The sequence below is a fragment of the Microcoleus sp. S13_B4 genome, assembly GCF_036700885.1.
GTDB lineage: Bacteria > Cyanobacteriota > Cyanobacteriia > Cyanobacteriales > Microcoleaceae > Microcoleus.
Map to the genome: position 1 here is coordinate 1 of NZ_JAUBPU010000063.1, position 20042 is coordinate 20042.

The window sequence follows — 20042 nt, forward strand, 5'->3', positions numbered from 1 at the left end:
TCAGACTCTTTTAGTAGTTTAACGAGTCTCTGTTTTTGATTTTGAGATAGATGGTTTTTGGCTGGCATACATTATAATTAATGAGCGCTTATTTTATATTTATATTATACAATCTAGCTGCGTATCAGCTTAGTAATCCAGGGCGCTTGTCGGGTCAGCTAAATCGGTGTAAAGTTGACCAAAACTGTTGATAATAGCGGCTTCTTCGGCTTTGGCACCGGCTTGTTTTGATAAGGGTAATGCTTGATTGTAGGAGTCTAGGGCAGATTGAAATTGTCCGAAATGGGCGTAAATTTTACCCATTGAAAGGAGAGTGCGTGTGGCTTGGGCGTAGTTTCTATCTGCACGATAAAGTGCGAGGGCTTCTTCTAACTTTCCCAGTGCAAGTTGTTTAGATTCGACTGTGCTTTGGCTAGAAAGTTGAGTTCCTTTGATAAATGCTACTTCAGCAGCAGAAACTTTTATTCCAAGTGATAAGTCCCACAGGCGAGCTGTTCTATCACTACTAGCAGTGAGGATTTGGCGACCATCGGGGCTAAATTCTGCATGGTTGACCCCATCCTCATGTCCCCGGAATATGGCTAAAAGATTACCTTTGGTATCCCACAGACGGGCGGTTTTATCAAAACTAGAAGTAAGGATTTGCCGACCATCGGGACTAAATACGGCACTGTTGAGTCTAAAATTATGCCCCCGGAACTCAGTTAGAAGATTGCCTTTGGTATCCCACAGGCGAGCGGTTTCATCCTCACTGGCAATCAGGATTTGACTACCATCCGGGCTAAATACGGCCCTGTAGGGCGTAAGCCTGCCTGAATTTACATCCTCCCGGAACTCGGCCTTGAGATTGCCTTTAGTATCCCACAGGCGAGCAGGTCTATTAACGCTGTCAGTCAGAATTTGGCGACCATTGGGACTAAATTTGGCACTGCTGATATATGTCTCATGCCGGAGCACAGCCAGGAGATTACCTTTTGTCTCCCATAGACGGGCGGTTTTATCCATACTAGCGGTGAGGATTTGACTACCATCGGGGCTAAATACGGCACTTGTGACTTCTCTTTCATGCCCTCGGAACACAGTCAGCAGATTGCCTTGGGTATCCAACAGACGGGCGGTTTTATCCATACTAGCGGTGAGAATTTGACGACCATCGGGGCTAAATACTGCACTTTCCACACTACTTTCCACAGTTTTCTCATGCCCCTGAAACTCGGTGAGGAGATTGCCTTTGTTATCCCACAGGCGAACGGTTTTACCCGTGGTGGTGAGGATTTTGTGACTATCCGGGCTAAATACGGTACGCGTGAGATACTCATCCCCTGGCAGCTCAGCTAAGAGATTGCCTTTGGTATGCCACAGGTGGGCGGTTTTACCCGTGGTGGTGAGAATTTGACGACCATCCGGGCTAAATACGGCACGCTTGACTCCATACTTATCGTGCCGTAACTCTGCTAGTTGAGCGCTATTTTTAGATACGCTTTCCCTAAAAGTTTGCAGCGCTGCCATTTGCTCGGCTTGGGCAGCAATTGCTACTGATACATCCCACAGACGGGCGGTGCCATCAGAACCAGCGGTGAGAATTTGACTACCATCGGGGCTAAATACTGCACCGAAACCTCTTTCATGCCCTCGGAACACAGCCAGGAGATTACCTTTGGTATCCCATAAGCGGGCGATGCCAGGGTCGATTCCATTTGCAGCATCATTACTAATAGTGAGAATTTGGCTGCGGTCGGGACTAAAAACTGCACTGTAGAAATATTTTTCATCTCCCCGAAACTCTGTCAAGAGATTGCCTTTGGTATCCCACAAGCGAGCAGTTTCAGCCCAAGCATAGGTGAGGATTTGCTTCCCGTCGTGGCTAAATACGGCTGTTGTGAGTCTCTTTCTATGCCCCCGGAACTCAGCCAGGAGATTGCCTTTGAGATCCCACAGGCGGGCGGTTTCATCATCACTAGCAGTGAGGATCTGGCGACCATCGGGGCTAAATACTGCACTGTTGACCCCATCCTCATGTCCTGACAGGTGTAGGTTTTTTACAATTAGGAGGAGTTACAAGCATAAAAGGAATCTACAGGAGTGTGAGGGAAAGAACTCCAACGCTCGAGATGAATGGGAATATTGTTGAGTAAATCAGCCATCAGAGTCACAAAACCCAGCAGAAAGCAAGACAAATGACGCTCTTTTTTAAGACCAATAGGCTCATTTAAAGCAATATGTTCAGGGGGCAGTTGTGGCAAATTCGAGGCAAGCGATCGACCCTCCTGAGTGCCACCCAAGATCACCATCCATAAAGTGGAAACAGCTAGCACTAACCACATTCGTTCGGCTCGTTGTGGTAAGAGTAAACGGGTATTATGCCATTGCCAGCCATCAGATTTGAGATCGCGGTAAACACCTTCGGTACAAGAACGCAGCCCATACCAGAGAACGTTTGCTTCTTGAGGTTTAAGGTCTGTCAGAATCAACCACGGGTCTTTGTAATCTAGATCCCAACGAGCTAGGAGCGTACAAGAAAGAGGGTTAGTTTTAAAGCACAGGACTTCTGCGGCCCACGATTGTCCGCCTGGACGAACCAGATCTGCCAGTGGCTGCCATGTTTGTTGAGATGGCAGACGATAAGTTCCTTGATGGTTGATACGTAGGAAAGGATGCCAGCCCACACTTTTAATCAATTGATAAAGCCAATCAGCATACAATCCTCGGTCGGCCGCCACGATCACCCTAAAGTTGGCTGGAATCACACCTTGAACTTGAGAAATCAGTTTTTGCCAGTGCGGTTTCCAGCTTCCAGGCGATGTGGCATTCACCACACACGCCCGCTACCGGAATTCCCGATCCTGCTAACAAGATGTTCATCGACAGAACTGTAAATTTATCCCCGATGCTAGTGGCATCCAATGCGAAGCTAATGTCCTCAACATTTTGCGGCAGTAGGCTCAGCACCCACAACAGTAAAGGAGCAAAACAACTACCAACATCCAACTCACGACGGTGAAGTCCTTTTTTGGCTGGGGCTTCCTGATACCATTCTTTTAATCGCTGACGAACTGTATTCGTTTTTTCTCCGTTGATTTGGGCAATTAAATGCGAAACTTGGGTTAAGCTGCTAGATCTAGCCATGACTGTGCCAAAGCTCCATGTCGCTAACCCAATCGCTTGAGGTATCGACAAATGAGCCATTCGTTGAGACACGATACATGACCAATCTTTGAGATGCTTATTGTTCAGCATTGAGGTTGTTTCCGCATTCGGAGTGTTTCGTTCGATTGCCTTGATTATCGCTCGCGACAAGAGCCGATCGCCCGTGACAAGAGCCGATCGCCCGTGACAAGAGCCGATCGCCCGTGACAAGAGCCGATCCTCATCTGCTGGCGATCGTCAAAGTATCCCAAATGGGTTCCATACTACCTCCCTGTAAAAAACCTACACCTGTCAGATCCTCATGTCCCCGAAACACTACCAATAGATTGCCTTTGAGATCCCACAGGCGGGCAGTTTTATCGTTACTAGCAGTAAGAATTTGCCGGCCATCTGGACTAAATACCGCACTTGTGGCTATTCCCCCCCGTAGTTTCTCAGGTGGTTTCAACTCGGCTAGGAGATTACCTTTAAGATCCCACAGGCGAGCGGTATCATCACCACCGCCATTACCACCAGCGGTGAGAATTTGGCGACCATCGGGGCTAAATTTTGCACTGTAGATTCGTAAAGAGCCATTCCCCCGCAACACAGAGAGAGGATTGCCTTGGGTGTCCCACAAACGGGTAGTTTTATCATCCGCACCAAGGGTGAGGATTTGGCGACCATCCGGGCTAAATATGGCGCGGCTGACCCCCTCCTGCCCCTGGAACTCGGTTAGGAGATTGCCTTTGAGATCCCACAGACGCGCTTTTTTATCTTGACTAGCGGTGAGGATTTGCCTGCCATCGGGACTAAATACGGCACTGAGGACATCATGATTGTGTCCTCGGAATATTGCCAGTTGAGCGTTATTTTTGGACACGCCTTCCTGAAAGGTTTCCCGGGCAGCGATTTGCTCGGATTCTGCAGCAATGGCGGCTGATACGTCCCACAGACGGGTGATTTTATCCCAACCGTTGGTAAGAATTTGCCGGCCATTGGGACTAAATACTGCTTGCACAAACCCCTCATGTCCCCGCAACTTTGCGAGTAGATTGCCTTTCGTATCCCAAATTTGAGCGGTGCCATCCCTACTACTGGTAAAGATTTGGCGACCATCGGGGCTAAATCCTGCTGCACTTCCGATAGAACTCCAGTCGGAATCTCCATGCTGTCCAAACACAGCGAGGAGATTGCCTCTGGTATCCCAAATGCGGGCGGTTCCGGAACTAATGGTAAGGATTTGGCGACCATCGGGGCTAAATATTGCACTGTGGACATGATATTCATGCCCCTGGAACTCGGTTAGGAGATTACCGTTGGTATCCCACAGGCGGGCAGTTTTATCCTCGCTGGCGGTGAGAATTTGCCTGCCATCGGGACTAAATACTCCAATGAGGGCTACCCGCCTATGCGCCTGGAATTCTTTGAGAAGATTGCCTTTGAGATCCCACAGGCGGGCGGTTCCATCCCAACTAATGGCGAGGATTTGGCGACCATCGGGGCTAAATACGGCTTTTGCGAAGCCTTCTGATCCGTCACTTCTGATCGGGAACTCTGCTTTGAGATTGCCTTTGGTATCCCACAAAGTGAGTTTACCCCACCTGCCGGCTTTATCCTGAAAGCTCCTATTAATGAGGATTTGGCGACCATCGGGGCTAAATTCTGCACTTCTAATGCTACTTACAATAACAGACTGATCGTCAAACGCTTGGAACTTGGTTAGGAGATTGCCTTGGATATCCCACAGGCGGGCAGTGTTATGCCCACTGATGGTGAGAATTTGGCTGCCATCGGGACTAAATACGGCACTGGTGACTTCTCTCTCATGCCCCCGCAACACAGCTAGGGGATTACCCTTGCTATCCCACAAGCGGGCGGTTTTATCTGTACTAGCGGTAAGAATTTGCCGACCATCGGGGCTAAATACGGCACTGTCTACCCTCCCCTCATGCCCCACAAACATGGCGATTTGCCCGCCAAATGCTTGCACGGGTTGCTGCGTTCCCGATGGGTTGGGTTTTTCCGTTGTTGGTGATTGGGATGGTGTGGGAATCCTGGGTTGGCCGCTGATGGGGATGCTGTAGGTAGTAGCGAATACAACTCCTATCACCAGAGGGAGACAGCGATGCACTTTTTGGTATTTATCTGGCAGCATAATTCTTTTTTTGGGAGAGTTTAGAATTGGCAGAGGGGGGGCAACTGAACCTTTCTCTATCTAATCCGTAAAAGCCAAAAGCTATAGTCCCTTGCGGAATTCCGTACTTTTACTTCTTAGATGTTTGAATGTTTTAACATTCAAACATCTAAATATTTAAATGTTATCGTCGGGATTGAACTGCTGGAGGTATCTAGTTACGGACTTCTCCACCAGCTCACTCATTTCCTGGCCGGACTGCGCTGCTGCGGATTTGAGTTGGCGGTGCAGAAGTTTTGGCAGGTAAACGGTTGTGCGGACAAAGTTGGGGTCTTTGCTTTTGGATAGCGCGGTGCTGGGAGAAACGTCGGGTTCCCCAGGCTTGAGTTTCTTGGCCTTCAGTAAATCATCAAAGCGACTCATGGCAGTATCTCCTTCCCAACAGCGGTGTAGCACCCCCAAGCAGCTTTAGCATAAGGGTCTTTGATAACGTTTACGGGAACCCCGGCGAGGGCAGCTTTTTGAAATACCGCTAGCCTCCTTATTTCAGACTTAAAAATAGGCAATCCTGCTTTTTCGATCGTGGCCCTAGATTCAGCCCCGACTTTACTCGGAGCGGGTGGGATGACTGTAAGCAAAATACGGTAATTGGATTGCAGACAATAGAGAGCCTCGACCATTTGCAGCATAGCGCTCAGGGCCATAGCATCGGGAGAGCTGGGCAATATCAGCAAGTCGCACCCTTCTGCTAGAGTTTTCAGGTCTTCTGGAGTTGGTCGAGCGGGCGTATCGATGACGATGTGTTCGTAATCCCTGGCATATCGCACGCCTTGCTTTTCATCGACTACTTTGAACGGGAGAGAACCGCGAGCAGCCCAATCTAACGCACTGCGGTTGAGGTCACCATCTACTAACAACGCGGGTGCTTTGGTTTGCAAGTAAGCAGCTAAGTGCAGCGCGGTGGTAGTTTTTCCGACTCCGCCTTTAAATGAGGCGATTGTGACAATCATAGGTAAGCCTGCTGAGTTCATCAACTAGATTTTACAGCACAAACATCTGAATACTTAGATGTTTGAATGTTTAGATGTTTGATATTTAGGCAAAGCCATCTATATTCTCTACGCTCAGGAGCTTAGCCAGAGCGCACGCATCGTTTTCCCAAATCTCCAGTACGTTTGCGCTTTCAAAGAAGTAGCGCGCTTAGAAGATTATCGGTCACTTTGAGGGCGCTTCAAATCTGTGCCATACCGCCATCAACAAACAGCTCGATCCCGTTGACAAAGCTGCTGTCGTCACAAGCGAGAAAGACAACGGCTTTGGCAATTTCATCGGGCGTCCCTACTCTTCCCAGTGGGATAGTGGTGGCTTGGCTATCTACGAATTCCTGCACCTGCTCATCATTCAGTCCCAAGTGATTGTAACCAGGAGTAGGAACTACGCCAGGGCTAATGGCGTTAACCCGGATATGACGCTCTTTGAGGTCGAGTGTCCAATTGCGGGCAAACGAGCGTACGGCAGCTTTGGTAGCGCTGTAAACACTGAAAGCTGGAGTACCCACGGTAGAAGCAGTCGAGGCATTCAGAATGATGGAAGCGCCCTCTGGTAACAGAGGCAGTGCCTTCTGCACAGTGAACAGCAGACCTTTAACGTTAGTGTTGAACGTTTTGTCAAAATGTTCTTCGGTGATTGCTCCGAGTGGGGCGATTTCTCCACCGCCAGCATTGGCAAAGACCACATCGAGGCGACCTTGTTCTTGTTTAATCGTGGCGAACAGGCGATCAAGGTCTGCCAGATTAGAGACATCGCTTTGAACACCAGTGACATTTTCACCAATCTCTTTCACGGCGGCATCGAGTTCACTTTGACGACGACCTGTGATAAAGACATACGCTCCTTCGGCGACAAAGCGCTTAGCAGTCGCAAGACCGATGCCGCTGGTACCGCCGGTGACAAGAGCGACTTTTCCTTCTAGTTTTTTCATTTTGGATGAGTCCTGTGGTTGTTGAATTTGAAAGAGTTGCCCGAAACGGGTTATTGAAAATTGGATTTGTTGCGGTAGCAACTCAATGGATTGTGAAATGCTCAAATGAGCCGATTGATACTCGCTTATGCTAGGGAATGAACAGATCCCAAATAGGTTCTATAAGAAGGATCAGAATACCCCTCCGAACGATCGCTCATAATGGAAATGAAAGTGAGCAAAGTTTATTGCCGTTGAATTTGGGCAAGCGCTCTCATTTAGCAAGAACAGCAGTACATAGCTCCTGTGGGTGTAATGTTTTTGCTTCGATTCAATTTATTAAAGCTATCAAGGTCAAGGAGATTGACATGGAATGTCCACGATGCAAGGGACTCACAATCATTCACGTCCGCGCTGTTCCGGGTGTCCACCAGCAATATGATGTGGAATGCCCCGTTTGCGGTGGCACTGGAGAGCTTCCAGACTCCACCGAACTCCCGAACCATTGCCCCGCTTGTGGTGAACCTGTCCGCGTTGGCGAGAGATGGTGCGACCGCCATAAGTACCTTCGTGCAAATACCTGAGCAATATAAAATGCCAGCTTGTAAATTCATTTAGCCAGTTTAGAAACATTCTGTGAATATCTGCCTCCGATGTATTGGGCAGTGCCATATTTAAAACTGTGTTCCTCAGCGCTTCTAATTATTTTTCTTGATTGTGGCGCATTGCGGTGCCAAGGGCAGATATTAAGATAAGGCTGTCTGAAAGATCGGGCTGTCTGCGGAAAAGCTCTCTACTTTATCTTCTATTTCTTTGATAGCCTCAACAAGATTCAGTGAAAAATTGTTCAACCGCTGATTGGAGGGGGACTTGACATAAGTCTCATAAATATAGGATGCCAGCGACCCTCCTGGTAAGAAATTGATAACGGCTCTGCCTCCATTGTAAAGCTTGTCACTCTCACTGTTTTTAATGACCTGTTTGAGTTGTAATTTAAGCACTTCGGCTTTCGAGTCTGACATATTAATTCCTCAAATTTATTCTAGACTGCGAACACGACCGTAAAGTTTAACTTTAGCGCTTGTGAACAAAAAATCAAGTTCGGTTAACCGTTCTATACCGAATCAATCATTCCTTGCTGGCAGGCTAGCACCCTGATTTTTCCGGGTCTAGTTTCGCCCATGAAAGAGCAGGTTGCCTTGCCGCATCCGGCCTCCGGCGCTAAGCAATACCCCAGGCAAATGCAGTAATCCAATAGAGGATGAGATAATGATGAGTCTAAGCAGAGAGAATATGGGTTAGCGCTAGCTGGCAAGGTGAAGCTTGCCGATATCAATTTCTTGTTGCGACAGCTAGACGATCAGGCGAATTAATTAGGGTTTGAGGCGACATACGCCACAAAGTCTCTGTTTTTCGTACCCATAGGATGCCATTTCATGAGGCACCCATCTACCAGCCGTGGCTGCCTTCATCATCGCCGTGATTTCGCACTCTAGTCAATATTCCTGGTCGCGAACTTCAGAAGATTTCTGGTTTTTGTTCGACTCTCTATCTTTTAGAAGTCGCGCATTATCTTGAAGCAACGGTGTATTAGGCATCTTATAGGCTAACTCAGCCACAAAATTCTAGCGCTTGACTAAGATGTTAGAGAGTTGGGGGTAAAGTGTAGACAAGTGCTAAACAAATACTAGACATCCTAACCCAAAGCTAAGCAATATTAGCTCTAACAATAGGGGCTAATATGGTTACAACGTAGATGCGGTGAGGCTTTGAAATTTTTGGTTGCTTCAATGTACTATTGGTTGTGTTTTTTTTTTACGTTTGGCGATCGGTGAGAAACTTTTCAGGTCGGAGCGGGAAACAATTTTTATTTTGAGATTTGAGGGCAAAAAAGGTGATCGGCTCAGGTTGCAGGGTGAGAGGTGCAGGGTTGCAGGGTGAGGTGAGGTGAGGATAGTTACTTAACCTGACCCAGCCTTACCACTTCTAAGTTTTAGATGGGGAAATACTTTTTAACTGCTGCTTTGAATCCAGGATTTGATTAAACTAAAAGGTAACGCGGGCTGGGATGACCGAGTTTTTAAGAGCCGTAAGGGGCGGCATTTGACCACAACTCGAGTACGACGAATTGTCAAAGCAGCCGCTTTGCGATCGCCGATTGAACCGAACGTTGTGGCTAAAGTATCCCCCCCATTAGTTGCGTCACGCTGATGCGTCACATTCTCTTGACAAAGGCGCACCGCTCCATTTGGTACAAGCTACTCTAGGACATACTTCGATTTCGGCGACCAGTGTCTATCTTCACGTACACCCAATGGATAGTACCTGTCGGTTTATCATGGCTAAAAACGGAATCGCACTCCCACTCAGAGCCGCGTGCGCTCCAATTTAATCAAGCGTTCGCCCTCTGTTGAACATACAATAACGTTTATTTCTAAAAAAACAAGCGTAAGACTCTTCTTGCTGGTATGTCTTACTAAAGAGCGAGAAGAGTCTTACTAGAGTAAGACATCGTAAGACGTAGACAGGATATGTCAGACAAGGAATTTATAATTTTTCTTTGCGACGCCGATATTCTAGAAGTGCTCGACTATCTAGGCAAAGAGGGCTACCATTTAACTACTTGCAGGACATATTAGTAGAGCAAGGATTCCTTGCCCTACTAACAGTCTTAGAGCAGAGTAATTGCAGTCGATGCCGGGGTGCCGATCGAACCTGAGCCAAAGCCCAAATTCACCACCCCACCAGTCAAACCAGGAAGATTGTTAATCGTCAGACTAACGCTAGTTTGACCGGGATTAAAGTTCACCGTGCCGGACGAAGGATTCACAGCAAATGGACTAATGTTGTAGTCTACGTTGTTCACAGGTTGACCGCCACTAGGGGCAACAATCAAATAGTCCACCGAAGCCGAAACCGAAGTATTGCCAGTCCGATTAATCGTAACAACTCCAGAACCACCATCAATAATAGGATCGGGAGACGAACCGTAAGAGAAGAAAGTCGGAGGCACAGCATTAGAAATCCCTTGATATTCAATGTGCTGCACTAGGTAATCGGAACCATCGCTTTTGAAGGAGGTGGCGGCGTAGGCAGCGGTGGGGCTATCGTAGGCTTTGGTGGAGAACCGCAGTTCGTCAAAAGTAGCGCCGCTCAGAGAGTCTCCTACTATCTGGAATTTGAAACTGCCATCGGTGCGATCGCCAATGAAAGTCACTCCATCTGAAGACCGAGCGATCGGTTTTGGAGCGCTCGGAGCGTTGAGGCGAGTGATCGTAAATTTGGTGGCTGGTACCAGAACCCCATTATTAAAGATTTGCAAGAAAGCAACTTCATTGCCTTGATCGCCCAAATCAGGACTTGTTTTGGGACTCAATCCAGCCAGGTCGATTGTTGTGCTAGTGATATCTTGGTTATCTGCCCATTTCACCTTCAGCGCCTGAGATTGATTGGTGTTGGGGTTATGGTTGATTTCCGCCCGAATTTTCCTGGCGTCGGTGAACCAACCATCATAAGAGGATGGGACACCAATACCACCGGTACTACCGTAGCTCAACCAGCTTTTAGGGTTTTCGTTGCTTGCTAAGGTGAGGTTGCTGATGACATTCGGGTTAAGGTAGTCAGTTTCCACGCCATCAAAAGCTATCCCAGATAGTTTGATGCCTTGATTCTGGGCGGCATTCGGCCATTTTGTGATCAGGTCACTAATGCTGCTGTAATTATTGGTTTGACCCAAAGAACCAGTAAGAGTTGGCGCCGGCGTCGGTGTGGGAGTTGGGGTTGGCGCGGGCGTTGGGGTTGGCGCGGGCGTCGGAGTTGGCGCGGGCGTCGGAGTTGGCACCGGGACGACACTACCTCCCAATTCAAAAGAGCCGCTGTCCACGATCGCACCTGGAATGCTGTCGCCATCTTGAGGGCGAGTCACGCCGCGTTGATCCGTAGCCGGTGCGCCAGTGGCAATCCCTTTATCAATTGCCGGACTTCCTGTCAGCAGTGGCCTGACTAAAGCGCCGTTGAAGTTTTGCAAAGGGCCGAGTTTCGGGTCTGCGATCGTCACACTTGCCGTCGCATTGAAATCGCTTCCGTCATTGGGGTTTTTGGCCGGCCACTGAAAATTCCCTCCTTGATCGCTATATTGGGCGGTAACGTGTTGCTGAATGCCCCAAGGGTTTCCTCCGTTAGCCGCTGTATTGTTGAAAAGAATCGTGTTTTTGAGGGTGACATTATTGGCCTCGGCGAAGATACCTCCACCAACCCAGCCGGCAGAATTATCGGCGATCGTCGTGTTGAGAATGGTTGTGGGTGCACCAAGAGTCATTGCACCGCCGAGTTTGTTGTAATCACCAGCAGCAAACGCCGTGGAGTTGCCAGAAAACGTACTGTTAGTAATCGTAGTAGGGGCATTTCGCATCCACAGGCCGCCACCTTGATTGCCGGCTTTGTTGCCCGCAAAGGTGGTGTTGGTAATGGTCAATCCCTGGTTGGTGCTGTCGCTCAAAATCGTTACCCCACCACCGTTTCCAGGATTTCCACCGTTGGGTAGCGCCAGAATTTCGTTATTTTGGAAGGTGTTCTTTTCCAAAATAACCTTGTCTTGGCTGCCGGTGAACAGATAAGCTGCGCCTCCTTCACCTCGACCTTTATTGTCTTGAAATACGCTATTGGTAATCTTAATTGTGCCGGAAGCTTCGCTCGGATTGCTGGCTCGATCGGTATACAGTGCGCCGCCGAAACCCCTTAAGAAATCATTGGGCTGACCCGTGGCGAAAGTGGCTGCCGTGGTGTCGTTGCCAATGAATCGGGAGTTGTCAATTGTCAGCTTACCTTGAAGGCTGTTAATTGCCCCGCCGTTAATTCCTTTGTTGTTGGTGAAGTCGCTGTTGGTGACTGTAAAAGTTTTGAAACTCAAAAAGCCGATCGCACCTGCACCGCGTTCATCGTTAGCGGAGGTGGCTACGTTGCCGTTGAATTTACTGTTGGTAACAGTCAGCGTATTGTTGAAATTACCAAAAATTGCGCCACCACCTTTATCGGCGACGTTGTTGTTGAACTGAACATTGTCTACTGTAAGGTTTACTTCGTCGGTTGTGCCGATCGCGCCACCTCTATCGGTAGTTTTGCCGTTAGTAATAATGAGGTTTTTGACCGCAAAATTGGTAGCAGTCGCAACGTTGGCATTGACAAAAAAGGCGCGGGAGGCGTTGTTGCCACTGATGGTTAAACCGGGTGCGGCGGCGCCGTCAATGGTGATGTTTTTGCCAACGGGAATATCGAGTTGACCGCTGGTGAGGGTAATGGTTTGGCTGGCTAAACCTGGAGCGAAGGTAATTATATCGCCGGCAACAGCGGTGGCGATCGCAGCCCTTAATGAACCGGGCCCGCTATCGCTATTGTTGACTACTACGATCGTAGCTAAATCACCTTGGTAATTTGCCATAGCCTCTGGCTGCAAGGCTAAGGAAGATTCTATTTTGCCCTTAACAAATTCTAAATTCCAGTCGCCGTCACGGCCGGTTGTGTTGGTGGATGCCGCAACGTCAGCCCCGGTTAATTGACTGAAGCGATCGACGAAATTAGCACCTGTACCGCCTGCTACATCGCAGCCGTACAGCATGATGTCTGCTTGTGGGGCTAGTGAAGTTTGCCACGAGTCCAACTGGCTTTTGTATTGCTCTATGTTATCTGAACCCAGAGCGGTATTGCCTAATTGTAGGCTGCCAGAACTGCCGTGAGAAATAATGTGAACCGAGTCTATCGCCCCTTTAGTAGAGGCGTATTTTTCCATCTCTGAGGTGATTTGTTCGATGCCGTTTTTGGTGCGATCGAGTATTACTACCTGCTGTTCCGGCAGCACTCCCGCTGTAATTGACTCGTAATCTTCCACGCCGGAGTCAATGAAGACTAAGGAGCGCAGTGGCCGTTTTTCAAAAGAAGATTGTGAGTTAACTTGAGCGAATGTAGGACTCATATTGGAGACTCCATTTAGGGCATTATTGGTAGATACACCCTGGAGTTATCTCATCAAGCTTATTTGATAACTATGCGATTTTGGCAATTAACTTTTGTATGAATCGAGGTAATCTGAACTGAGGATAACAAAGCCTAATTGCAGTTAGTTCGAGCGGTCGTCAGTCAGAAGTTATGCGAACTTTGTCAATCTCTCAGGATAGAGGCATATTTTGGAAGTCCCGAGGTAAATTTATCGATGCAGTCAGATTCCCCAGTCAAAATTCTGGAAACAAAATATCCACCTTAATTGATGCTGGAGTCCTTGAATAAAAAGCTTTTGAATGGGGAATTTGCGTATTCCGAAGCGCGAGTCGTTTCCCTTAAAGAAGTCAACATATTGCGTCCTCCAAAAGTAAGTTGAGCGGTAGATACAGCCTTGGATTCAGAGCTTCTGAAACTGCCAGCGACCTTGTTTATTTCGCTCATTTTTATTTAACCTATCTATCAGTTTCCCCTATTTCTGCTGCACTGCCATCCGCGATTGCACGGAATTTATATTTTGTGTGTTTTCCCTTACTTCCGGCAAACGCGCAATTACCGATCGATCCGATATCCTACTGGTGATACCACTTTCAAAAAAGAATCCAAATCTAGGCCCGTGCTTCAAACCTCGATCGCCATTAGTCATTCGGGTAGTGATGCCGAGTAATGGTTTAATATTCAATCAACATAAATTTTTGAGGTGAAAGTATGGAATGTCCTAATTGTTAAAGCTATTTTTTTATTAAACATGGAAAGACTTATTACGGGAAACAGCGATTTTAATGTAAAAATTGTAGTTGTCAGTCAGATTGAGAATTCTCAATATAAGCAGATTTCACTTTCCTTGACCAAGTGCGTTACAGACACCCTGTGCAAGCGCCCGCTGTTAGTTGCTTTCCGACTTCTGAAAATCGGCTCAGCATTCCCCGCATCCCCTCTGCTGTTCAAAATTGCTAGATACAGAGACGAAGGAAGTAGAACCACGCGAGTCTTGTCGCCCTTGCCATAAATCGAGAGTTGTCCACTTTCACCGTTAGGTCATCGCACACGAGCGCTCAATTAATTGTTGTAACATCCGATCGAGATCGGCGATCGCTCCCAGGTTGAGACAAAAAACACTCTCAAGGGTAGCACGTAACTCTGCAACCGTTGAAAGGACGCGGTGTTCTGTTCGACCATCCAAATAATGCACCGTAAACTGATTATTCCACAAGGCATAACGACAATTTGAATCCGGTTTTGCAACCATCAAGTTAGTAACAAAAATCGAGTTTGGATGAGTTGAAACATACCAATTACTCACCTCATAATCGGGTAATTCTTGCTCCTGAAGGTCGAATTTGTAAAGGAATTTCCACTCCTGCTTGATATATGCTTGCATAATGTAGCTGCGCTCCACTGCGATCAATCGAAATGGTTCGTGGGATGTAGGTTGTTCAATATCCGGTATCAAAGCGAGCGGCGCGGTAAGCGTTAATCCTCCGAATCCCACATCTGCAATGTATGGCTCTCCATCAATATTGACCCCCAGCACCATATGACTGCGAGGTGCGATCGTCCCGGATGGCAAATTCCACAGCACACGAGCTGCTAGATTTGTTACCTGAAAGCCAAGAGCCAGCAAAACAGCCCGCAACAATGAATTTTGCTCAAAACAATAGCCACCCCGTCCCTCGTTGATTAGTTTTTGTTGCAAGGATGCTAAATCCAGCTTCACAGGTTGTTTCAGGAGTGAATTGAGGTTTTCAAAGGCGATAGTTTGGGAATGTCGCTGATGAATTGCCTGTAACGTTGTCAGCCTGGGCGAGCAGTCACCGCTATAGCCAATTCGTTGAAAATAGGAATCAAGGTCGATCTCAGTCAGCCGCTGTTGCAATTGCATATTTTATTATCAGAGTCAATGCTGAGTTTCTTCATGGGGAACAATTAATCATTACGCATCCAACGTTCCTTCGTGTTTAGCATCGGAAAAATCTATGATTTCGCTCGCTCCTTCACGTCGAATCATCCGCTTCCCCTGCAGATCGCTCCTTTCATCCCATCAAGTAAATCGGTAATGTCTCTTTGGTCGGGGCCGCGATTATCGCATACACCATCAAGGTGTTTAAATTTTTGTGTCTGCTGAGTTTCTGCACTTTTCTTACATTCCCCTCTGTTGCGCCCCGTGCAGCCGTGATAACACTGTGTCGGATGCGGTGAGGGAACATCTGCTACTGGCGTTGCTTAATCAGGGTATGAAAAAAATAACTTGGAAATCCCGAAGTTTTGTGGATACTGGTTTCTCTGACTTGCATATTTAGCCCTTCATACCCTAAATCAGCAACGCCACCTTTCGCTTCAAATCAATTCTACAGTTTCACGCTTGCATCGCCCACTGTCTCGGGCTATACCTGTGCTGACATAACGCATCTCAAGAGCTAATCTCAAAGTTAGTTCTTTACCGCAATTGCTCATGGGTAGCCAATCTACAGCCAAAACTATCTTTCTGGTCGCCTCTATGGTGGGCTGGCTTATCGTTGGTGCATCTTTGATGTATCTTTTTCCGGTCGTCGCAGATTGGTTAATATCCTCCGATCGCACCCATCTATGGATGCAGACCCTCAGCCGTAGCGGTTACAATCCTATGCTGGCTTGGGTAGGAGGAGGCATCACTCTGGTTATTACCGTGTCGGGGTATATCCTCTGGCATCAGAGGTTTGAAGGCAAGATTTAGAGCGATGTTGACACTCCTCGACCTAAAGGTACGAGGATTCTTGGTTCACAGGGATTCCAACGAATTTACCCTCACCAAGCATCTTGACCGTATGCCCTACGGCTGCAAGCCCTCTAATTAAAACTACTTGTGCTGCTGCAACATCTCTGTCTGTTGTATACCCACAGCTAGAACAAGAATGGGTTCGCTCCGACAGTTTTTTCTTGCCTGTCTCCACATCACAATTAGGACAAATTTGACTTGTTTTATGAGCACTTACTTTCTGAAAACACACACCATGCTTAAAACAGGTTTGCTGCAAGATAGTAAAGAATTGCCCCCAACTAGCATCTAAACAGTGCTTACCGAGCATTGCTCTAGACAAACCAATCAAGTTCAAATCTTCAACAAATATCATTCCTGCATCTTCGCAAAGTTGGTGTGCCAGTTTCCAGTGCCAGTATGAGCGACAGTTGGCTATATATTCGTGCAGCTTGGCAACTTTCTTCTGAGCTTTTTTTCGGTTATTCGAGCCTAACTTCTTTCGACTGACGCGCTGTTGCAGCAATTTAAGCTTGCGTTCAGCGTCAACGAAAAACTTTTGGCGCTTTACTAGAAGACCGTTGGAAGTCGCTATGAAATTAGTTAGACCAACGTCAATACCCAAAGCTTCGCCGTGAGGCATAACCGTCGGTACAGAAACGTCCCATTGCAGGGTTAGCATTACATACCAACCGCTAGCTTTCTTGACAATTCGAGCTTGCTTGATTGTTGCACCATCAGGAATGGGACGCGATTGATGGAATTTCACCCAACCTATCTTGGGTAGTTTCACCCTCTCGCCTTGAACTGGATTGACGCCCATTTCTGGAAACACAAAAGAACGCATTCCACCAATTTTTTTAAAGCGCGGAAATCCGTGTTTCTGTTCCCACATACTGACAAATGCTTTCTCAAGCCTTCGCAATGTTTGCTGCAAGACGTGGACTTGAACCGCACCGAGAGCAGGAATGTTTGCCCTGGCTGCGGTTAAGTTTTTGCACTGACTTGCGTAAGTCGGTCGCTTTGTTTCCGCAGGGATGATGAATTCAGAACGGATAGAGCAAGCGTTAACTTGACAGCTACGAGATTGAAACCAATGTTTGCGTTCAGCTAGCGCGTAATTGTAGACGCGACGGCATTGCTCTAGCCAATCTTCAAAGATGGCTGTTTGCACCGCTGTTGGTTTCAGTTTAAATTCGTAGGTTAAGTTAAACATTTGCTCTGTCCTTCCTATCCTAATTATAGAAGTTTGGCTAAACGCAAATGCGATTACTCACAATTCTTAATTAAAGCCGTCCTAGAAGGACGGGGCTTGTATCCCATTTTCTTGGTCACAGATCGATTTTGGAGCGATCGAGTTCTGAGTTCTTAGAAGTGGGAGGCTTTTGCGATGAGGCGTAAAAAAAGCCTCCCAAGACGACTATCAGAATTTTAGATATTTATGAGTGCTGGTTTGATACAGTGCTTACTTTTTGGAAAACAGCGAGTGCTATATTTCTGAAAGTTTGGGCTGCTGTAAAGCAAGATAGTATTAATATCTGAATTGGCAACAGTTATTAAATTCTCAGTGATTTAGTCTTTAAGTTTCTGCTAGATTGCCTTTAGGTCTTAATAAGAGCATGGATAGTAGAGATTGAAAGCTTAAATTTTATTACAATATGCTTTCCAGCTTATCTACGTTACCTTAAGTCTTTTCTCATTTGATGAAAATTAGGCGTAATAACCTCCCATTCTTTCACCTGGTTTGAGGGCTATGTCCTTGATTTTATAAAGCTTTTGATGGGGTTGTCACCCTGTCAGCTACCAAACAAAAATTATTGTCATCACAATGAAATGAATCCTACCGAGACAAAGAATATGACGCGAGACGGAGCAATGCGACGAATTGACCGAGCAGCCCAGGAAAATTGGAAGAAACTGGATTTGTCGGGGCTGGACTTGGAGGAAGTGCCCTCGGAAATTGGCAAATGTACGCAGCTTGAGACGTTCGTGTTAATGGAATTCCAGTTCATGCCATTCCATGAAAAACGGAAAGAAAGGGGAAAACGGCTAACTAAGTTTCCTGATGCTGTTCTTCAATTAACCAACTTAAAAATACTTAACCTCCATGGCAATGAGATAACCGAAATCCCAGAGGCTATAGGGCGACTGTCCAATCTTACACTGCTTGAACTCGGTCTGAATCAGATTACCTCCATCCCAGAAAACATCACGCAACTGTCCAATCTTACAGTGCTCTACCTCGGGCACAATCAAATAACCAAAATCCCAGAAACCATCAAGCAACTGTCCAATCTTACACAGATTGAGCTCAGTCACAATCAAATAACCCAAGTCCCAGATGCAATCGGGCAACTGTCGGATCTGACACGCCTCTACCTCGCTAACAATCAAATAACCAAAATCCCAGAAACCATCAAGCAACTGTCCAATCTTACACAGATTGAGCTCAGTCACAATCAAATAACCCAAGTCCCAGATGCAATCGGGCAACTGTCGGATCTGACACGCCTCTACCTCGCTAACAATCAAATAACCGAAATACCAGAGGTACTCAAGCAAATGTGGAGCCAAATCAAGGTTGATTTCGATAACAATCCAATTACCCAAATCCCAAAGGCTATTGAGCTGCTATCCGATTAGACACAGTACCCCGATAGCATTGACTTTATTCAACAAATCCGCATATCCTGACCCAGGGCTTAACACTTCTACAGATTCATCAGTATCTAAGAAGCATTTCCCCGCCTAACCTTACTCCTCACTAGCTAGAAAAACCCATTGGATGGAAACCAGAACGAGACGATGAATTCAGTCCCTTAAAAATTTCTCGAACTTTTACAAAATCTTCTTTGTCCGAAATCTCTACATGAGCCTCAATTCTGAAAATATCATCAAGTCTTTCTTTGTCATTTTCTATAACTTTTAATATCTTCACAACCTTACTTCCAAACGAAAAGCATTCGTCACCGTAGTGAAAAATCAGCTCAATGTCATCCCCTACTTGTAAGCCTAGATTAAAATTGTACTTAGCAACTTGCATTGACCAATTAACTTTTTCTTTGTCTACGTCTTTTTCTTCAATAAGGGAAGGAATCATTACAAAATACTGAAACATACAGATCGCTCCTAAATATATTAAAATAGTTTACCTATGAACTTATTTTCTTTCATAGTATTTAAGATTTATTTAATTATTCACGTCAGAAAAAATTATAGAGAATAAGAGTTTTATTTTTAATCAACTCTATGGGTAGCACTTCTAAGTCCTAGATAGGGAAACAAGCGTTTTCCCGCCTAGATTGTTAGTGGCACACCCGCTCTGTCACGGCAGAAATTGTAGAATTAGGTGCTGAGTTTTGGCACAGGTTTTGACAATCTTAGGGGTCACAGGCTTAACAAACCCTCAACCTGCATCTGAAAATTCTCACGGGTTGGGTCGAACGCAGCTCACGCCCCTATCGGGAAATTTCTCGTTCAAACTCTGATTGAAATAATACTGACACCAAAATTCTGCTACTTCCAACAACATGGGTACGGATTCAGCAACGATACCCGAACCCGACTGTAATCCATAGCCTTCTACATATTCTCTAGCTAGTTTGTAAGCCCAATAGGGGAAATCTGTCTCTACGAAACACCGCAGTGCATACTCTAGCTTAAGTAAATCTCCACTGCGGACAAAGCGCACCGTTGCCCACCTAAAATTACGGTAGTCATCCCCTTGCAAGCCATCAATGTCTCTCAATAAGTTTCTCAGAGATTGCCTGCTTTCGTAACTAGGACTTTCTAAGTAACTTTGCATTAGTGTGATTGCTTCATCCACTAACTGTTGTTGCTGTGCCCATTCTTCACTGGTGAAGTGTTCGGGACAAATCGCCTGATTTATCTGCTGCTGCACCCGTTGAGCAATGTAGAGCGCAAACTTTTGGGCAGCAACTTCATCAACGCACAGACTTTTGATACTCGTCAGCCTCGTTATCGGTATGGCAAATCGAGCTTTTTCAACTTCTTGGGTGGTTTGAATCCATTTTTTGATTTTCTTAGCAATAGCAAGCTGTTGTTTGTTTTGTTTCATTCTCAATTACCGACGC

Annotated in this window: 19 protein-coding genes and 1 pseudogene; 4 read left to right on the forward strand and 16 right to left on the reverse strand. The window is 46.5% G+C overall.

Going from position 1 to position 20042, the window contains the following annotated elements; all coding sequences use genetic code 11:
• Positions 1-129: 129 nt before the first annotated feature.
• The 10 genes and pseudogenes from QT994_RS23135 to QT994_RS23180 all read right to left on the reverse strand — a co-directional run bounded on the left by QT994_RS23135 (position 130) and on the right by QT994_RS23180 (position 8245).
• On the reverse strand, positions 130-1815 hold the full coding sequence (locus QT994_RS23135) for an eIF2A-related protein (RefSeq protein WP_333178647.1): 1686 nt from the start codon (positions 1813-1815) through the stop codon (positions 130-132).
• A gap of 3 nt (positions 1816-1818) precedes the next feature.
• A pseudogene (locus tag QT994_RS27930) lies at positions 1819-2046 on the reverse strand (WD40 repeat domain-containing protein); the annotation flags it as partial.
• The gene (locus QT994_RS23145; RefSeq protein WP_333178649.1) at positions 2046-2816 is read right to left on the reverse strand and encodes a hypothetical protein; all 771 of its coding nucleotides are present in this window, start codon (positions 2814-2816) and stop codon (positions 2046-2048) included. The pseudogene QT994_RS27930 and the gene QT994_RS23145, both read right to left, overlap by 1 nt.
• On the reverse strand, positions 2728-3357 hold the full coding sequence (locus QT994_RS23150) for a hypothetical protein (protein WP_333178651.1): 630 nt from the start codon (positions 3355-3357) through the stop codon (positions 2728-2730). Before QT994_RS23150 ends, QT994_RS23145 begins: the two co-directional genes overlap by 89 nt.
• A gap of 10 nt (positions 3358-3367) precedes the next feature.
• Entirely contained in the window at positions 3368-5284 is a 1917-nt protein-coding gene (locus tag QT994_RS23155) for a WD40 repeat domain-containing protein (protein WP_333178654.1), read from the reverse strand.
• 156 nt (positions 5285-5440) lie between these two features.
• Positions 5441-5686 carry a CopG family transcriptional regulator gene (locus QT994_RS23160; RefSeq protein WP_333178658.1) on the reverse strand — a complete coding sequence of 82 codons (246 nt, stop codon included), beginning with the start codon at positions 5684-5686 and terminating at the stop codon, positions 5441-5443.
• Entirely contained in the window at positions 5683-6273 is a 591-nt protein-coding gene (locus QT994_RS23165) for a ParA family protein (RefSeq protein ID WP_333178660.1), read from the reverse strand. Before QT994_RS23165 ends, QT994_RS23160 begins: the two co-directional genes overlap by 4 nt.
• Before the next feature lie 221 nt (positions 6274-6494).
• Complete coding sequence (locus QT994_RS23170) at positions 6495-7349, reverse strand: SDR family oxidoreductase (RefSeq protein ID WP_333178663.1); 855 nt, start codon at positions 7347-7349, stop codon at positions 6495-6497.
• Positions 7350-7622: 273 nt separating this feature from the next.
• Positions 7623-7895, reverse strand: a complete 273-nt coding sequence (locus QT994_RS23175; RefSeq protein ID WP_333178666.1) for a hypothetical protein — start codon at positions 7893-7895, stop codon at positions 7623-7625.
• Positions 7896-7969: 74 nt separating this feature from the next.
• The gene (locus tag QT994_RS23180) at positions 7970-8245 is read right to left on the reverse strand and encodes a hypothetical protein (protein ID WP_333178669.1); all 276 of its coding nucleotides are present in this window, start codon (positions 8243-8245) and stop codon (positions 7970-7972) included.
• A gap of 1175 nt (positions 8246-9420) precedes the next feature.
• Here QT994_RS23180 and QT994_RS27935 point away from each other — a divergent pair.
• The gene (locus tag QT994_RS27935; protein WP_445243942.1) at positions 9421-9615 is read left to right on the forward strand and encodes a tyrosine-type recombinase/integrase; all 195 of its coding nucleotides are present in this window, start codon (positions 9421-9423) and stop codon (positions 9613-9615) included.
• A gap of 279 nt (positions 9616-9894) precedes the next feature.
• Here the strand turns inward: QT994_RS27935 and QT994_RS23185 are convergent, their stop codons facing one another.
• Positions 9895-13191 carry a DUF4347 domain-containing protein gene (locus QT994_RS23185; protein ID WP_333178672.1) on the reverse strand — a complete coding sequence of 1099 codons (3297 nt, stop codon included), beginning with the start codon at positions 13189-13191 and terminating at the stop codon, positions 9895-9897.
• Between the two features lie 495 nt (positions 13192-13686).
• Positions 13687-13896 carry a hypothetical protein gene (locus QT994_RS23190; protein WP_333178674.1) on the reverse strand — a complete coding sequence of 70 codons (210 nt, stop codon included), beginning with the start codon at positions 13894-13896 and terminating at the stop codon, positions 13687-13689.
• 66 nt (positions 13897-13962) lie between these two features.
• On the opposite strand from QT994_RS23190, the gene QT994_RS23195 reads away from it, so the two are divergent.
• Positions 13963-14223, forward strand: a complete 261-nt coding sequence (locus QT994_RS23195; RefSeq protein WP_333178678.1) for a hypothetical protein — start codon at positions 13963-13965, stop codon at positions 14221-14223.
• Positions 14224-14247: 24 nt separating this feature from the next.
• Here the strand turns inward: QT994_RS23195 and QT994_RS23200 are convergent, their stop codons facing one another.
• On the reverse strand, positions 14248-15096 hold the full coding sequence (locus QT994_RS23200; RefSeq protein WP_333178681.1) for an arylamine N-acetyltransferase: 849 nt from the start codon (positions 15094-15096) through the stop codon (positions 14248-14250).
• A 615-nt stretch (positions 15097-15711) separates the two neighbouring features.
• Between QT994_RS23200 and QT994_RS23205 the strand changes: the two genes are divergently transcribed.
• Positions 15712-15927, forward strand: a complete 216-nt coding sequence (locus QT994_RS23205; protein ID WP_333178684.1) for a hypothetical protein — start codon at positions 15712-15714, stop codon at positions 15925-15927.
• Positions 15928-15949: 22 nt separating this feature from the next.
• On the opposite strand, the gene QT994_RS23210 is transcribed toward QT994_RS23205, so the two are convergent.
• On the reverse strand, positions 15950-17164 hold the full coding sequence (locus tag QT994_RS23210) for a transposase (RefSeq protein ID WP_333178686.1): 1215 nt from the start codon (positions 17162-17164) through the stop codon (positions 15950-15952).
• Positions 17165-17805: 641 nt separating this feature from the next.
• On the opposite strand from QT994_RS23210, the gene QT994_RS23215 reads away from it, so the two are divergent.
• Positions 17806-18591, forward strand: a complete 786-nt coding sequence (locus QT994_RS23215) for a leucine-rich repeat domain-containing protein (protein ID WP_333178690.1) — start codon at positions 17806-17808, stop codon at positions 18589-18591.
• Positions 18592-18712: 121 nt separating this feature from the next.
• Here QT994_RS23215 and QT994_RS23220 read toward each other — a convergent pair whose 3' ends face one another.
• Together QT994_RS23220 and QT994_RS23225 are read right to left on the reverse strand one after the other, a co-directional pair.
• Entirely contained in the window at positions 18713-19066 is a 354-nt protein-coding gene (locus QT994_RS23220; protein ID WP_333178692.1) for a hypothetical protein, read from the reverse strand.
• Between the two features lie 309 nt (positions 19067-19375).
• On the reverse strand, positions 19376-20026 hold the full coding sequence (locus QT994_RS23225; RefSeq protein WP_333178695.1) for a hypothetical protein: 651 nt from the start codon (positions 20024-20026) through the stop codon (positions 19376-19378).
• Positions 20027-20042: the final 16 nt, after the last annotated feature.

Bases quoted from the DNA above. Each gene is read 5' to 3' on its own strand.
- QT994_RS23155 (WP_333178654.1), bottom strand. From the start codon at position 5,284: ATGCTGCCAGATAAATACCAAAAAGTGCATCGCTGTCTCCCTCTGGTG.
- QT994_RS23160 (WP_333178658.1), bottom strand. From the start codon at position 5,686: ATGAGTCGCTTTGATGATTTACTGAAGGCCAAGAAACTCAAGCCTGGG.
- QT994_RS23165 (WP_333178660.1), bottom strand. From the start codon at position 6,273: ATGATTGTCACAATCGCCTCATTTAAAGGCGGAGTCGGAAAAACTACC.
- QT994_RS23175 (WP_333178666.1), bottom strand. From the start codon at position 7,895: ATGGCACTGCCCAATACATCGGAGGCAGATATTCACAGAATGTTTCTA.
- QT994_RS23180 (WP_333178669.1), bottom strand. From the start codon at position 8,245: ATGTCAGACTCGAAAGCCGAAGTGCTTAAATTACAACTCAAACAGGTC.
- QT994_RS23185 (WP_333178672.1), bottom strand. From the start codon at position 13,191: ATGAGTCCTACATTCGCTCAAGTTAACTCACAATCTTCTTTTGAAAAA.
- QT994_RS23195 (WP_333178678.1), top strand. From the start codon at position 13,963: ATGGAAAGACTTATTACGGGAAACAGCGATTTTAATGTAAAAATTGTA.
- QT994_RS23200 (WP_333178681.1), bottom strand. From the start codon at position 15,096: ATGCAATTGCAACAGCGGCTGACTGAGATCGACCTTGATTCCTATTTT.
- QT994_RS23205 (WP_333178684.1), top strand. From the start codon at position 15,712: ATGGTGGGCTGGCTTATCGTTGGTGCATCTTTGATGTATCTTTTTCCG.
- QT994_RS23210 (WP_333178686.1), bottom strand. From the start codon at position 17,164: ATGTTTAACTTAACCTACGAATTTAAACTGAAACCAACAGCGGTGCAA.
- QT994_RS23215 (WP_333178690.1), top strand. From the start codon at position 17,806: ATGACGCGAGACGGAGCAATGCGACGAATTGACCGAGCAGCCCAGGAA.
- QT994_RS23220 (WP_333178692.1), bottom strand. From the start codon at position 19,066: ATGTTTCAGTATTTTGTAATGATTCCTTCCCTTATTGAAGAAAAAGAC.
- QT994_RS23225 (WP_333178695.1), bottom strand. From the start codon at position 20,026: ATGAAACAAAACAAACAACAGCTTGCTATTGCTAAGAAAATCAAAAAA.